Source organism: Streptomyces sp. NRRL WC-3626 (assembly GCF_000718785.1).
GTDB lineage: Bacteria > Actinomycetota > Actinomycetes > Streptomycetales > Streptomycetaceae > Streptomyces > Streptomyces edwardsiae.
In genome coordinates this window covers 282,651-296,266 of the sequence record NZ_JOCA01000004.1, presented here as the reverse complement: position 1 = coordinate 296,266, position 13,616 = coordinate 282,651, and the positions used below count along the sequence as shown (strand labels likewise).

Annotated in this window: 12 protein-coding genes; 4 read left to right on the top strand and 8 right to left on the bottom strand. The window is 70.7% G+C overall.

Translation table 11 applies throughout. The features are described 5' to 3' along the window. Positions 1-28 precede the first annotated feature (28 nt). On the bottom strand, positions 29-397 hold the full coding sequence (locus IF28_RS0109065) for a four-helix bundle copper-binding protein (protein WP_030216379.1): 369 nt from the start codon (positions 395-397) through the stop codon (positions 29-31). Positions 398-631: 234 nt separating this feature from the next. Here IF28_RS0109065 and IF28_RS0109060 point away from each other — a divergent pair, with 234 nt between their 5' ends. Beyond that, positions 632-1,795, top strand: coding sequence for a phospholipase D-like domain-containing protein (locus tag IF28_RS0109060; protein WP_030216378.1), 1,164 nt, complete (start codon positions 632-634; stop codon positions 1,793-1,795). A 73-nt stretch (positions 1,796-1,868) separates the two neighbouring features. Here the strand turns inward: IF28_RS0109060 and IF28_RS0109055 are convergent, their stop codons facing one another. After that, positions 1,869-3,026 carry an acyl-CoA dehydrogenase gene (locus IF28_RS0109055; protein ID WP_030216376.1) on the bottom strand — a complete coding sequence of 386 codons (1,158 nt, stop codon included), beginning with the start codon at positions 3,024-3,026 and terminating at the stop codon, positions 1,869-1,871. 181 nt (positions 3,027-3,207) lie between these two features. Between IF28_RS0109055 and IF28_RS0109050 the strand changes: the two genes are divergently transcribed. Continuing rightward, the gene (locus IF28_RS0109050) at positions 3,208-4,551 is read left to right on the top strand and encodes a UDP-glucose dehydrogenase family protein (protein ID WP_030216373.1); all 1,344 of its coding nucleotides are present in this window, start codon (positions 3,208-3,210) and stop codon (positions 4,549-4,551) included. Positions 4,552-4,705: 154 nt separating this feature from the next. Here the strand turns inward: IF28_RS0109050 and IF28_RS0109045 are convergent, their stop codons facing one another. The 4 genes from IF28_RS0109045 to IF28_RS0109030 form a co-directional block, all read right to left on the bottom strand. Next, the gene (locus tag IF28_RS0109045; RefSeq protein ID WP_030216368.1) at positions 4,706-5,833 is read right to left on the bottom strand and encodes a dipeptidase; all 1,128 of its coding nucleotides are present in this window, start codon (positions 5,831-5,833) and stop codon (positions 4,706-4,708) included. Positions 5,834-6,027: 194 nt separating this feature from the next. Continuing rightward, positions 6,028-7,218: a dipeptidase gene (locus IF28_RS0109040; RefSeq protein WP_030216366.1), complete on the bottom strand. Its 1,191-nt coding sequence runs from the start codon at positions 7,216-7,218 to the stop codon at positions 6,028-6,030. Between the two features lie 5 nt (positions 7,219-7,223). Continuing rightward, positions 7,224-7,748: a 5-(carboxyamino)imidazole ribonucleotide mutase gene (gene purE, locus IF28_RS0109035; RefSeq protein ID WP_078620967.1), complete on the bottom strand. Its 525-nt coding sequence runs from the start codon at positions 7,746-7,748 to the stop codon at positions 7,224-7,226. Further along, positions 7,745-8,884, bottom strand: coding sequence for a 5-(carboxyamino)imidazole ribonucleotide synthase (locus tag IF28_RS0109030; protein WP_030216362.1), 1,140 nt, complete (start codon positions 8,882-8,884; stop codon positions 7,745-7,747). Before IF28_RS0109030 ends, purE begins: the two co-directional genes overlap by 4 nt. A gap of 156 nt (positions 8,885-9,040) precedes the next feature. Between IF28_RS0109030 and IF28_RS0109025 the strand changes: the two genes are divergently transcribed. After that, complete coding sequence (locus IF28_RS0109025; protein ID WP_037892871.1) at positions 9,041-9,532, top strand: GtrA family protein; 492 nt, start codon at positions 9,041-9,043, stop codon at positions 9,530-9,532. 3 nt (positions 9,533-9,535) lie between these two features. Here the strand turns inward: IF28_RS0109025 and IF28_RS0109020 are convergent, their stop codons facing one another. Both IF28_RS0109020 and IF28_RS0109015 read right to left on the bottom strand, forming a co-directional pair. Then, positions 9,536-10,810, bottom strand: a complete 1,275-nt coding sequence (locus tag IF28_RS0109020) for an ATP-binding protein (protein ID WP_030216358.1) — start codon at positions 10,808-10,810, stop codon at positions 9,536-9,538. A 41-nt stretch (positions 10,811-10,851) separates the two neighbouring features. Beyond that, positions 10,852-11,529, bottom strand: a complete 678-nt coding sequence (locus IF28_RS0109015) for a response regulator transcription factor (RefSeq protein WP_030216356.1) — start codon at positions 11,527-11,529, stop codon at positions 10,852-10,854. A 525-nt stretch (positions 11,530-12,054) separates the two neighbouring features. On the opposite strand from IF28_RS0109015, the gene IF28_RS0109010 reads away from it, so the two are divergent. Then, positions 12,055-13,551 carry an oligopeptide:H+ symporter gene (locus IF28_RS0109010; RefSeq protein WP_030216354.1) on the top strand — a complete coding sequence of 499 codons (1,497 nt, stop codon included), beginning with the start codon at positions 12,055-12,057 and terminating at the stop codon, positions 13,549-13,551. Positions 13,552-13,616 lie beyond the last annotated feature (65 nt).

Sequence of the window (13,616 nt, the reverse complement as noted above, 5' to 3'; positions counted from 1 at the left end):
GGCGGGGTGCCCACGGCCATGTCCGGCGTCACATGGTGGCGCCCGCCATCGCACGGCACATCTCGGAACAGCGGCGACAGGACTCGGCGCAGCGCGCCAGCCGCTCGTCGTCCGGCACCGACATGCAGGCCTCGGCGCACATGTCGCAGGCCTGCGCGCACATCATGCACATCTCGTTCGCCAGCGGCGAGCGGCGCATCATCATGTCCGCGCACATACGGGTCGTCTCGGAGCAGTCCATGAGCGCCCGCATGATCGGCATCCGGGCCCGGTCGCCCTGCCGCAGACAGGAACTCATGGTCTCCTCGCACACGCCGTGGCAGGCCATACAGGCGTCGATGCAGTCCCGCATGTCCTGGCTCATCGGTTCCACGGTGGCCGGCTGCTGCTGCGTCATGGTTCCTCCCGGGGGAGCGGGGGACGAAGGAGGGCCGGGGCCCGGCCCCCGCTCTCCGTCCTACGCCTGCGCCCCCATGACCACCACAGGGGACGGGACGCCCGCCCGCCCCGTGTCGGGCAGGACACACAGAACGCCCGCGTGGAACCCCCGGAAGCGGCAAAGAGAGGAGAGGCGGCCGGGACGACAACGACCGCGCCATGGGGCGGGACGAGCACAAAGGGGAAGGCACACGTGACCACGCAGCAGGAGCGACAACGGCTGCGCAGACGACTGGAACGGCTCATCGGCATCGCCGCGACCGAGGGCAACGAGCTCGTTCCGCTGCGCAACGGCGACCGGATCTTCCCCGCGATGCTGGAGGCCATCCACGCCGCGGAACACACCGTCGACATGATGACGTTCGTGTACTGGCGCGGCGACATAGCGCGGAAGTTCGCCGACGCCCTGGCCGAGCGGGCGCGCTCGGGGGTCCGGGTGCGGCTGCTGCTGGACGGTTTCGGCGCCAAGGAGATCGAGCCGGAGTTGCTGGACGCCATGGGCGACGCCGGCGTCCGGGTGGCCTGGTTCCGCAAGCCCACCCGGCTGTCGCCGATGCGGCAGAACCACCGCTGCCACCGCAAAGTCCTGGTGACCGACGAGCACACCGCCTTCACCGGGGGTGTCGGCATCGCGGAGGAGTGGTGCGGTGACGCCCGCAACCCCGGCGAGTGGCGCGACACCCACGTGAAGGTCAGGGGACCCGCCGTGGACGGTATAGCCGCGGCCTTCGCCCAGAACTGGGCCGAGTGCCACGACGATCTGTACGACGAGCACGACCGCTTCACCTCCCAGGAGCAGCCGGGGAACGCCACGGTGCAGGTGGTGCGGGGTTCGGCCAGCTTCGGCTGGCAGGACATGCAGACACTGCTGCGCGTGGTGATCACCTCGGCGCGGGAGCGTTTCCGGCTCTCCACCGCCTACTTCGCGCCCGATCCCTATTTCATCGGCCTGCTGGCCGACGCCGCCCGCCGGGGAGTGCGGGTCGAGATCCTGCTGCCCGGCCCGCACACCGACCAGCGGGCCTGTCTCCTGGCCGGACGGCAGCACTACCAGACCCTCGTCGACGCGGGCGTGGAGGTGCGGGAGTACCAGCCGACCATGCTGCACACGAAGGTCATCACCGTGGACGGCGTCTGTTCCCTCATCGGCTCCACCAACTTCAACCGCCGCTCCCTGGAGCACGACGAGGAGGTCATGCTGGCCGTCCTCGACGAGGGTTTCACCGCCGTGCTGGACGACGACTTCGACGCCGACCGCAAGCTGAGCGAGCCCGTCGACCCGGCCCGCTGGCGGCGCCGCCCCCTGTCCGCACGCCTCGCCGAGGCCGCGGTCACCCCGATCCGCCGCTTCCTGTGACGGCGCGCGACGGCCGGACGGAACGAAGGGCGCCCGGCCCGCGGACGCCCTTCCCCCGTCGGCCCGCCGGTCCTTACGGCAGGTTGCGGGCCATCACGATGCGCTGGACCTGGTTCGTGCCCTCGTAGATCTGGGTGATCTTCGCGTCGCGCATCATGCGCTCGACCGGGTAGTCGCGGGTGTAGCCGTAGCCGCCGAGGAGCTGGACGGCGTCCGTGGTGACCTCCATGGCGACGTCGGAGGCGAAGCACTTGGCGGCGGCGCCCTGGAAGGTCAGGTCGCTGTCGCCGCGCTCGGACTTGGCCGCGGCCGCGTACGTGAGCTGGCGGGCGGCCTCGATCTTCATGGCCATGTCGGCGAGCATGAACTGGACGCCCTGGAAGTCGGCGATCGGCTTGCCGAACTGCTTGCGCTCCTTGACGTAGCCCTTGGCGTAGTCGAGGGCGCCCTGGGCGATGCCGAGGGCCTGGGCGGCGATGGTGATGCGGGTGTGGTCCAGCGTCTTCATCGCCGTGGCGAAGCCGGTGCCCTCCTCGCCGATCATGCGGTCGGCGGGGATGCGCACGTTGTCGAGGTAGACCTCGCGGGTCGGGGAGCCCTTGATGCCGAGCTTCTTCTCCGGGGCGCCGAAGGAGACACCCTCGTCGGACTTCTCGACGACGAAGGCGGAGATGCCCTTCGAGCGCTTCGCCGGATCCGTGACGGCCATCACCGTGTAGTACTCGGACTCGCCGGCGTTGGTGATCCAGCGCTTCACGCCGTTCAGCACCCAGAAGTCGCCGTCGCGGACGGCCTTCGTCTTCATGCCGGCCGCGTCGGAGCCGGCGTCCGGCTCCGAGAGGCAGTACGAGAACATGCCGTCGCCCTTGGCGAGCGGGGTCATGTACTTCTTCTTCAGCGCCTCGGAGCCGGAGAGGATCACCGGCAGCGAGCCCAGCTTGTTCACGGCCGGGATGAGGGAGGAGGACGCGCAGACGCGGGCCACCTCCTCGATCACGATGACCGTGGCGAGCGCGTCGGCGCCCGCGCCGCCGTACTCCTCGGGGACGTGCACCGCGTGCAGGTCGTTCGCGGTGAGGGCGTCCAGGGCCTCCTGCGGGAAGCGGGCCTCCTCGTCCACCGCTGCGGCGTACGGCGCGATCTTCGCCTCGGCCAGCGAGCGGACGGCGTCGCGAAGCATGTCGTGCTCTTCGGACGGGCGGTACAGGTCGAAGTCAGCCGATCCGGCCAAGGTCTCTCACGCTCCAAAACGCTGCGATGCTGATCACGCTAACTACCGTTAAGTAACTCAAATTTTAGAGCGTCATCCACGGTTGTGGATAGGTGAGCTGGGCGACAGCCCCGCGCGGGCCCTCCCGGGCCCCCGGTTATGCTCGGGCCCGCACTGCTCGCCGTATACCCCTGGAGCACCCATGGCCCTCAAGATCACCGTGATCGGGACCGGTTATCTCGGCGCGACCCACGCGGCGGCCCTGGCGGAGCTCGGGTTCGAGGTACTGGGCCTCGATGTCGTACCGGAGAAGATCGACAAGCTCCGGCGCGGTGAGGTCCCCATGTACGAGCCGGGGCTGGAAGAGCTGCTGCGCAGGCATGTCGCCGGGATCGAGGGGTCCAGCGGGCGGCTGCGCTTCACCATGGACTGGGCCGAGCTCGGCGAGTTCGGCGACATCCACTTCGTCTGCGTGAACACCCCGCAGCGGCACGGCGAGTACGCCTGCGACATGTCGTACGTCGACTCCGCGATCGCCTCGCTCGCCCCGCATCTCAAAGGTCCCGCGCTGGTCGTGGGCAAGTCGACGGTGCCGGTGGGCTCGGCGGACCGGCTGGCCGCGTATCTGGCCGAGCACGCCCCGGCCGGTGCGGACGCGGAGCTGGCCTGGAACCCGGAGTTCCTGCGCGAGGGCTTCGCCGTGCAGGACACCCTGCACCCGGACCGGCTCGTGGTGGGCGTGCGCAGTGAGCGGGCGGAGAAACTGCTGCGGGAGGTGTACGCCACCCCGATCGAGGAGGGCTCGCCGTTCGTGGTGACCGACTTCGCGACCGCGGAGCTGGTGAAGACCTCGGCGAACTCCTTCCTCGCCACCAAGATCTCGTTCATCAACGCGATGGCCGAGGTGTGCGAGGCCGCGGACGGTGACGTCGCCAAGCTGGCGGAGGCCATCGGCTACGACGACCGGATCGGCGCGAAGTTCCTGCGGGCCGGGATCGGCTTCGGCGGCGGCTGTCTGCCGAAGGACATCCGGGCGTTCATGGCGCGCGCCGGCGAACTGGGCGCGGACCAGGCGCTGACGTTCCTGCGGGAGATCGACTCGATCAACATGCGCCAGCGCGGCCGGATGGTGGAGCTCACCCGGCAGGCGCTGGACGGCGGGGCGTTCCTCGGCAGGCGGGTGGCGGTGCTGGGCGCGACGTTCAAGCCCGACTCGGACGACGTCCGGGACTCCCCCGCGCTGAACGTGGCCGGGCAGATCCATCTGCAGGGCGGCCAGGTCACGGTGTACGACCCCAAGGGCATGGACAACGCCCGCCGCCTCTTCCCGACCCTCGGGTACGCCGACTCGGCGCTGGAGGCGGTGCGGGGCGCGGACGTCGTCCTGCATCTGACGGAGTGGCGGGAGTTCCGCGAGCTGGACGCGGCGGCGCTGGGCGAGGTCGCCGCGGACCGGCTGATCCTGGACGGCCGCAACGCGCTCGACCCGGAGGTGTGGCGCCGGGCCGGCTGGCGCTACCGCGCGATGGGCCGCCCCACCGCCTGACGGAACGGGTGGCGCCGGTTCGGCCGAGGCTCAGTCGGCCGAACCGGCGCACCGCCCCATTCTGCCCCACCCGACCGGACCCCGGTGGACCGGCGGGCCAAAGACACCGGGAGCACAGCACCCCGAAGGGACACAGCGGGCGGCGCTCGTCCCCTCAGCGGTCCAGTTCCCCGACGGTCGCCGTCGACGGAGCCCGCCGCTGCTGGACCGCGTGCGCGGCGAACGCGGCCCCCCGCAGCACCCGCTGAACATTGCCCCAGGTCAGCAGGGCCACGTCCGATTCCTCCCAGCCCCGCCGCAGCAGCTCCGCGATCAGCCTCGGATAGCAGGAGGGGTCCGCCAGCTCCTGCGTACACGCACCGCCGGTGTCGTAGGTGCCGGACAGTCCGACACACTCCGGCCCGGCGACCCCACGGATGTGGTCGAGCTGGTCGGCGACGTCGCGGACGGTCGGCCCGGACTGCTCCGCGGCCAACGGCACCATGCACAGACTCCTGGTCCTCGCCATGTCCCCGAGCAGATCGTCGGGAAGGTTCGCGGGGTGCGGGCGCAGCTCACGCGAGGCGGAGCGGCTGAACAGCACGGGCGCCTTGGAAAGGGTGAGGACGCGGCGGATCGTCGGCTCCGAGGCGTACGAGAGGTCGGCGATCATGCCGAGCCGGTTCATCTCCCGGACGGTCTCCTCACCGAACCGGGTCAGTCCCGCCGGGCCCGCCCAGGAGACGCCGGTGAGGGTGAGGACGCGCAGGCCGAGGGTGTACAGCGAGCGCAGCACGCCGAGGGAGTCTCCGAGGGCGGCGGCTCCCGCGGGGCCGAACAGGACGGCCACCCGGCCGCGGTTGCGTGCGTCGGCGACCTCGCCGGCGGTGCGGGCGGGGTACAGGCCCTCGCCGTGGGCGGCGACGACCGTCTTGGCGAGGTCGAGGTGGTCGAGGGTGGCGGCCACGGCCCTGTCGGGGGCGAGTCCGTCGGGGAGGTGGAGGGACCAGAACATCGCGCCCACCTTGCCCGCGCGCAGGCGGGGTACGTCCGTCTCGACCGCGCTCTCGCCGAGGGCGAGGTCGCACCAGGAGAGGCGGCGCAGTGTCTGGGGCAGGCCGTTGTAGCCGTCGGCCACGGGGTGGGCCGCCAGGACGGCGTGGGCGCGGGTGAGGGGGTCGGCGTCCGGGTCGGAGACGGGTGCGAAGGTCGCCGGTTCCACGAGGACGGCTTCCTCGGGGTACGGGACGTCCGCGCGGCCGATCTCGGCGGCGGTGTGCAGGTCGTCCTGGAGATCGGCCATGGCGGGCTCCGTACGGTCGTGACCTTGGCGGTACGGTCACGTTCGCACGGAGCGGGGACAGGTTTCCTGGTGGACGGGGCGTTCGGGGGTACGGGGGACGTCCCTCGGTTCGGTTCGCCCGCGCCGCCCCTTCCCTTCCCGTCACCGGGGCACCGCCCCGGACCCCGCTCCTCGAACGCCGGAGGGGCTCTGTCTCAGGCGTCCGGGGAGTCCAGGGACTCCAGGGTCGCGTTCGACGGGCTCCTCTTGGATTGGAGGTCCCTCGCCACGTCCTCCGCCGCGGACAGGACCCGTACCGCGTTCTGCCAGGTGAGCTTGGCCAGGTCGGGCTTCGACCAGCCCCGGTCCAGGAGTTCCGCTATGAGGTTCGGGTAGCCGGAGACGTCGTTCAGGCCGTCGGGGGTGAAGGCCGTGCCGTCGTAGTCGCCGCCGATGCCTATGTGGTCGACGCCGGCGGCCTCGCGCATGTGGTCCAGATGGTCGGCGACCGTGGAGACGGTGGCGACCGGGCGCGGGTGGGTCTCCTCGAAGGCGCGGTGCACCCTCATGCCCTCGGCGGTGGTGTCGAGGTGGTGGAAGCCGCGCGCGCGCATGTTCTCGTCCGCCGCGGCCGTCCAGTCGACGGCCGCCTGCAGCACGAACTTCGGCACGAACGTCACCATCGCGACGCCCCCGTTGGCGGGCAGCCGCTCCAGCACGTCGTCGGGGATGTTGCGCGGGTGGTCGCAGACCGCGCGGGCGGAGGAGTGCGAGAAGATCACCGGCGCGGACGTGGCGTCCAGCGCGTCCCGCATGGTCGTCGCGGCGACATGGGAGAGGTCGACCAGCATGCCCAGCCGGTTCATCTCCCGGACCACCTCACGGCCGAAGGCCGACAGTCCGCCCACCCCGGGCTCGTCGGTCGCCGAATCCGCCCACGCCACGTTGTAGTTGTGGGTGAGGGTCAGATAGCGGACGCCGAGGTCGTACAACCCCCGCAGTGTGCCGAGGGAGTTGGCTATGGAGTGGCCGCCCTCGGCACCCATGAGGGAGGCGATACGGCCCTGGGCGCGCGCCGCCTCCATGTCGGCGGCGGTCAGCGCCGGCGCCAGCTCCTGCGGATGACGGGCCAGCAACTGCCGTACGCAGTCGATCTGTTCCAGCGTGGACGGCACCGCGTCGGGCAGGTCCGCGCGGACGTACACCGACCAGAACTGCGCGCCGACCCCGCCGGCCCGCAGCCGGGGTATGTCGGTGTGCAGATGGGCGGACTGGTCGGCGGCGATGTCGCGGGAGCCGAGGTCGTAGCGGACCTGTTCGCGCAGGGCCCACGGCAGGTCGTTGTGCCCGTCGACGACGGGGAACTCCCGCAGCAGTTCCCGGGCCCGGTCCAGTGAGGAGGTCATCCGTGTCACTTCCCGAAGCCGAAGCCGGCGGCCGAACCCTCGGCCTTGGCCCGCAGCCGCTTGCCCTTCTCCGTGGCCTGGTCGTTCAGCTCCTGCTGGAACTCCCGCATCCGGCCGAGGAGTTCCTCGTCGTGTGCGGCGAGCATCCGGGCCGCGAGGAGGCCCGCGTTGCGCGCCCCGGCGACGGAGACGGTGGCGACCGGGACACCGGCCGGCATCTGCACGATGGAGAGCAGCGAGTCCATGCCGTCGAGGTACTTCAGCGGTACGGGCACACCGATGACCGGCAGCGGGGTCACCGAGGCGAGCATGCCGGGGAGATGGGCGGCGCCGCCCGCGCCGGCGATGATCGCCTTGAGGCCCCGGTCCGCGGCCTGCTCGCCGTACGCGATCATCTCGCGGGGCATGCGGTGCGCGGAGACGACGTCGACCTCGTAGGCGATCTCGAACTCGTCGAGGGCCTTGGCCGCCGCTTCCATGACGGGCCAGTCGGAGTCCGACCCCATGACGATGCCGACAACTGGGCTCATTCGGTGATCGTGCCTCTCAGGTAGCCGGCTGCGTGACGGGCGCGCTCCAGCACGTCGTCCAGGTCGTCGCCGTAGGTGTTGACATGGCCCACCTTGCGGCCGGGCTTCACGTCCTTGCCGTACATGTGGATCTTCAGCTGAGGGTCGCGGGCCATGCAGTGCAGGTACGCGGAGTACATGTCCGGGTAGTCGCCGCCGAGGACGTTGACCATGACCGTCCACTTCGCGCGCGGGCGGGGGTCGCCGAGCGGGAGGTCGAGGACGGCGCGGACGTGGTTGGCGAACTGGGAGGTGATCGCGCCGTCCATGGACCAGTGGCCGGAGTTGTGCGGGCGCATCGCGAGTTCGTTGACGAGGATGCGGCCGTCGCGGGTCTGGAACAGCTCCACCGCGAGATGTCCGACGACGCCGAGTTCCTTGGCGATGTTCAGCGCCATCTCCTCGGCCCGCAGCGCGAGCTCCTCCTCGAGGCCGGGGGCGGGCGCGATCACCGTGTCGCAGACGCCGTTCACCTGCCGCGACTCCACGACCGGGTAGGCGACGGCCTGGCCGTGCGGGGAGCGGACCACGTTGGCGGCGAGCTCGCGCACGAAGTCGACCTTCTCCTCGGCGAGGACGGCGACACCCGCCTTGAACGGCTCGGCGGCCTCCTTCACCGAGTCGACGACCCACACGCCCTTGCCGTCGTAGCCGCCGCGGACCGTCTTGAGGACGACGGGGAAGCCCTCCCCCTCGGCCGCGAACGCGGCCACGTCCTCGGGGTCGGCGACGATGCGGTGCCGTGGACAGGGCACACCGATCGCGTCGAGCTTCGCGCGCATCACGCCCTTGTCCTGGGCGTGCACCAGCGCGTCCGGGCCCGGGCGGACGGGGATGCCGTCCGCCTCCAGGGCCCGCAGGTGCTCGGTGGGCACATGCTCGTGGTCGAAGGTGATCACGTCGCAGCCGCGCGCGAACGCGCGCAGCGTCTCCAGGTCGCGGTAGTCGCCGACGACGACCTCGCCGACGACCTGCGCCGCGGAATCCTGCGGAGTGTCACTGAGAAGCTTGAATCTGATGCCGAGCGGGATGCCCGCCTCGTGTGTCATACGAGCGAGCTGGCCACCGCCGACCATGCCGACTACCGGGAACGTCACGTCCCCCAGGGTATCGGCCCGCGCCACGGTGGCCGATTCCGCACCCGCCGGGCGGGAAGTACCGCGCACCGTCGCCGGCGTCGCCAGGAAGATCGCGCGCGCGGGTGGTTAGCATGATTGAGTTGACGCATTTCGACGGACAGGAGCCGGCAGACGATGGAACGTGGTTCCTCGGGGCTTCGACGGTTCTTCCGGGAAGTGGCCAAGTTCGGCGCCGTGGGCGGTGCCGGGGTGCTGGTCAACCTGGGTGTGTTCAACCTGGTCCGGCACTGGACCGACCTCCAGGTGGTGCGGGCGAGCGTCATCGCCACCATCGTGGCGATCGTCTTCAACTACATCGGCTTCCGCTACTTCGCCTACCGGGACCGCGACAAGTCCGGGCGCACCCGGGAGATGACGCTGTTCCTGCTGTTCAGCGCGGTCGGCCTGGTGATCGAGAACGGCGTGCTGTACACGGCGACGTACGGTTTCGGCTGGGACACCCCGCTGCAGAGCAACATCTTCAAGTTCGTCGGCATCGGGGTGGCGACCCTGTTCCGCTTCTGGTCGTACCGCACCTGGGTCTTCCGCGCGCTGCCTTCGGCCCGCGAACCGGAGCCGCCGGCCGCGGCGCCCGAGGGCTCCCGCGCGGCACAGCGCGTGCCGTAGGCGTCAGCGCACCGTGCGGCGGTACTCGTCGTCCGGGGACTTCTGCGGCGGGGTGCGGGACAGGAACAGGCCGAAGACGGCGGGAGTGGCCTGCAGCATCTCCAGGCGGCCGCCGTCCGCCTCCGCCAGGTCCCGGGCGACGGCGAGGCCGATGCCGGTGGAGTTGTGGCCGCTGATCGCCCGTTCGAAGATCCTCGCGCCCAGTTCGGCGGAGACGCCCGGGCCCTCGTCGGTGACCTCGACGACGACCTGGTTGCCGGTGACGCGGGTGCGCAGGGCGACCGTGCCGCCGCCGTGCATCAGCGAGTTCTCGATCAGCGCCGCCAGCACCTGGGCGACCGCGCCCGGCGTGCCCACCGCCCGCAGCTGTCGCTTGCCCGAGGTGACGATGGCGCGGCCCGCGCTGCGGTAGGCGGGGCGCCATTCGGCGAGCTGCTGCTGGATCACCTCGTCGAGGTCGAAGGTGACCGCGGAGCCGGTGCGCGGGTCACGGGAATTGGTCAGCAGCCGCTCCACCACGTCCGTCAGCCGCTCGACCTGCGTCAGCGCGATCGTCGCCTCCTCCTTCACCGTGTCCGGGTCGTCGGTGAGGGTGATCTCCTCGAGGCGCATCGACAGCGCGGTGAGAGGGGTGCGCAGTTGGTGGGAGGCGTCGGCGGCGAGGCGCCGTTCGGCGGTCAGCATGCGGGCGATGCGCTCGGCGGAGCGGTCCAGTACGTCCGCGACCCGGTCCAGTTCGGGCACGCCGTAGCGGCGGTGGCGGGGGCGGGGGTCGCCGGAGCCCAGCCGCTCGGCGGTCTCCGCGAGATCGGTCAGCGGGGAGGCCAGTCTGCTGGCCTGGCGGATCGCCAGCAGCACCGCCGCGATCACCGCGAGCAGCGCCACCAGGCCGATGATCAGCAGCGTACGGCCGACCTCCCGGGTCACCGAGGAGCGCGGCTCCTGGACGGTGACCGTCTCGCCCTCCTCGCCGGGGGCCGTCGCGCTGATGACGTCGCCGTCCGGCTTGGTGCCGACCTCGATGGGCGGCTTGCCGGGGATCCGGATGACGGCGTACCGGTCACCGGTGACCTGGTCGCTGATGATCTCGGCGGTGACCTTGTCCTCGACCAGCAGCCGACTGTCGACGATGCTGGCCAGCCGCACCGCCTCGGACTCCACCCGCTCGCGGGCGCTGTCGCTGATGGTGCGGGTCTCGACGAGCACCAGGGAGACGCCGAAGACGGCGATCACGACAAGCACCACGGCGAGCGTGGACTGGATCAGACGGCGGCGCATGTCCTCTTCATCGTCCGGACGGGAACCCCGTGGGGATTCGGCTAGCTCTTCTCGAAGCGGAATCCCACGCCGCGCACCGTGGCGATGTAGCGGGGGTTGGCCGCGTCGTCGCCCAGCTTCTTGCGCAGCCACGAGATGTGCATGTCGAGGGTCTTGGTGGAGGACCACCAGGTGGTGTCCCAGACCTCGCGCATCAGCTGGTCGCGGGTGACGACCCGGCCCGCGTCCCGCACCAGGACCCGCAGCAGGTCGAACTCCTTGGCGGTGAGCTGGAGCTCCTCCTCGCCCATCCAGGCCCGGTGCGACTCGACGTCGATGCGCACGCCGTGGGTGGCGGGCGGCTGCTGGGGCTCGGCGGCGCCGCGCCGCAGCAGGGCCCGGACCCGGGCCAGCAGTTCGGCGAGCCGGAACGGCTTGGTGACGTAGTCGTCGGCGCCCGCGTCGAGGCCGACGACCGTGTCCACCTCGTCGGCGCGGGCGGTCAGGATCAGCAGGGGAACCGTGTGCCCCTCGGCGCGGAGCCGGCGGGCGACCTCCAGGCCGTCCATGCCGGGCAGCCCGAGATCCAGCACCACCAGGTCGACGCCGCCCTGCATTCCGGCGTCGAGCGCGGCGGGTCCGTCCTCACGGACCTCGACTTCGTAGCCCTCCCGGCGCAGGGCGCGGGCCAGCGGCTCCGAGATGGACGCGTCGTCCTCGGCGAGCAGTACACGGGTCATGTCAGTGATGGTAGACCCGCCGTCGAGGGGCCCGGGGTGTGATCGCGGGCGTTGACTCTTACCTCCGGCATACCCGTTTCTCACCCTGCGGCGGCCCGCGGTGCCCTTGGTGCGTACCTGCGGCTGTGGGGTGCGATCCTGGGACAGACCTTCGAATGAGTGATCACGGTTCCACCAAAGCCTGTGATCCGCGTCTCAAGTCCTTCCATATCCGGCACTGTCCTGCCGTATGGTGAATCAACGCCTGTTGCACCACGGGGACCTTTGGCGCAGTCGACGCCGAGGGTCTCCTTTGTGTGCGGGCCGGCTTCTTCGCCGGCCCCGGAAGGAATGACCTGTGGCCGGGCCTCCTCGCGCACTGACGCGCGTAGAGGCGTGGATCCCGGTGGTCGCCGTCCGCCGCTCCCCGACCCGGAGCGGCCCCCCTCGGGCGTGGGGTGGACGGTACGGCCCTGCCGGTGCCGGCCTCCCCCCACCGGGCGCGTACACGCTCGCGCGACGCGTCCCGACCAGCAAGGAACGACCATGGCGTCCAGCCTGACGAAGGACTCGGTCACTCCGGGCACCCCCGGATCCGAGAAGACCTTCTTCGGCCACCCCCGCGGACTGGCCACTCTCTTCATGACCGAGATGTGGGAGCGTTTCTCCTACTACGGCATGAGGGCCCTCCTCCCGCTGTACCTCGTCGCTCCGGGCGGCCTGGGGCTGAGCGCGGGCACCGCGACCGCGATCTACTCGGTGTACCTCTCGCTGGTGTACCTGCTGACGATGCCGGGCGGCTGGTTCGGCGACCGTGTCTGGGGTCCCCGCAAGACCGTGGCCATCGCGGGCGGCATCATCATGCTGGGCCACCTGACGCTGGCCCTGCCGTCCTCCGGGACCTTCTACGCGGGCCTCGGTCTGGTGGCCATCGGCTCCGGTCTGCTGAAGGCCAACATCTCCACGATGGTCGGCCAGCTCTACCAGGGCCCGGACGACCCGCGCCGGGACGGCGGCTTCACCGTCTTCTACATGGGCATCAACCTGGGTGCCTTCGCCGCGCCGCTGATCATCGGCACCATCGGCGAGAGCGTGAACTGGCACCTGGGCTTCGCGCTCGCCGCGCTGGGCATGGGTCTCGGTGTGGCGCAGTTCCTGCTGGGCAGCCGTCACCTGGACGCGCGCTCCAGCGTCGTCCCGAAGCCGCTGTCGGCCGCGGAGAAGTCCTCCACGCTGCGCAAGTCCGCGTTCTGGGCGGGCATCGCCGTCGTCGCGTACGCCGTCATCGGCCTCACCGGCAACTACACCCTGAACTGGGTCCTGGTCCCGCTGACGCTGCTCGGTGTGATCGTCCCCGTGATGGTGATCGCCCGGATCAAGCGCGACAAGGACCTGGACCGCGCCGAGCAGTCGAAGATGTCCGCGTACATCTGGTTCTTCGTCGCCGCCGCGATCTTCTGGATGATCTACGACCAGGGCGGCTCGACCCTGTCGCTCTTCGCCGACTCGTCGGCCGAGAACAGCGTTCTGGGCTGGAACTTCCCGGTCTCCTGGTACCAGTCGGTCAACCCGGTCCTGATCATGGCGCTGGCTCCGGTCTTCGCGTGGGTCTGGCTGGCGCTGAACCGGCGCGGCAAGGAGCCGAGCACGATCGTGAAGTTCGCGTCGGGCCTGGTGCTGGTCGGTGTCTCCTTCTTCCTCTTCCTGGCCCCGCTGTCGATCGCCGAGGGCGGTCACAAGGCGGCGGCGCTGTGGCTGGTGGCGATCTACTTCACGCAGACCGTGGGTGAGCTGCTGCTGTCGCCGGTCGGTCTGTCGGTGACGACGAAGATGGCGCCGGCGAAGTACGCCTCGCAGATGATGGGTGTGTGGTTCCTCGCGGTCACCGCCGGTGACGCGACCACGGGGCTGCTGTCCATCGCGGGCGTCGATCTGGACAAGACGGGGATCGTCGTGATGGAGGCGAGCCTCGCGGTGCTCGCGGGTGTCGCGGTGTGGATGTACCGCAACAAGGTGAAGGCGCTGATGGGCGACGTGCGCTGAGCGTTTGCGCTCTAGCCGAAGGGCCCCGCGTCCGGATGGGATGCGGGGCCCTTCGGTTGTTGTGT

What these genes read in the sequence shown, in the direction of transcription:
- IF28_RS0109065 (WP_030216379.1), bottom strand. Translation starts at nt 397, where the DNA reads ATGACGCAGCAGCAGCCGGCCACCGTGGAACCGATGAGCCAGGACATG.
- IF28_RS0109050 (WP_030216373.1), top strand. Translation starts at nt 3,208, where the DNA reads ATGGCCCTCAAGATCACCGTGATCGGGACCGGTTATCTCGGCGCGACC.
- IF28_RS0109045 (WP_030216368.1), bottom strand. Translation starts at nt 5,833, where the DNA reads ATGGCCGATCTCCAGGACGACCTGCACACCGCCGCCGAGATCGGCCGC.
- IF28_RS0109040 (WP_030216366.1), bottom strand. Translation starts at nt 7,218, where the DNA reads ATGACCTCCTCACTGGACCGGGCCCGGGAACTGCTGCGGGAGTTCCCC.
- purE (WP_078620967.1), bottom strand. Translation starts at nt 7,748, where the DNA reads ATGAGCCCAGTTGTCGGCATCGTCATGGGGTCGGACTCCGACTGGCCC.
- IF28_RS0109025 (WP_037892871.1), top strand. Translation starts at nt 9,041, where the DNA reads ATGGAACGTGGTTCCTCGGGGCTTCGACGGTTCTTCCGGGAAGTGGCC.
- IF28_RS0109020 (WP_030216358.1), bottom strand. Translation starts at nt 10,810, where the DNA reads ATGCGCCGCCGTCTGATCCAGTCCACGCTCGCCGTGGTGCTTGTCGTG.
- IF28_RS0109015 (WP_030216356.1), bottom strand. Translation starts at nt 11,529, where the DNA reads ATGACCCGTGTACTGCTCGCCGAGGACGACGCGTCCATCTCGGAGCCG.
- IF28_RS0109010 (WP_030216354.1), top strand. Translation starts at nt 12,055, where the DNA reads ATGGCGTCCAGCCTGACGAAGGACTCGGTCACTCCGGGCACCCCCGGA.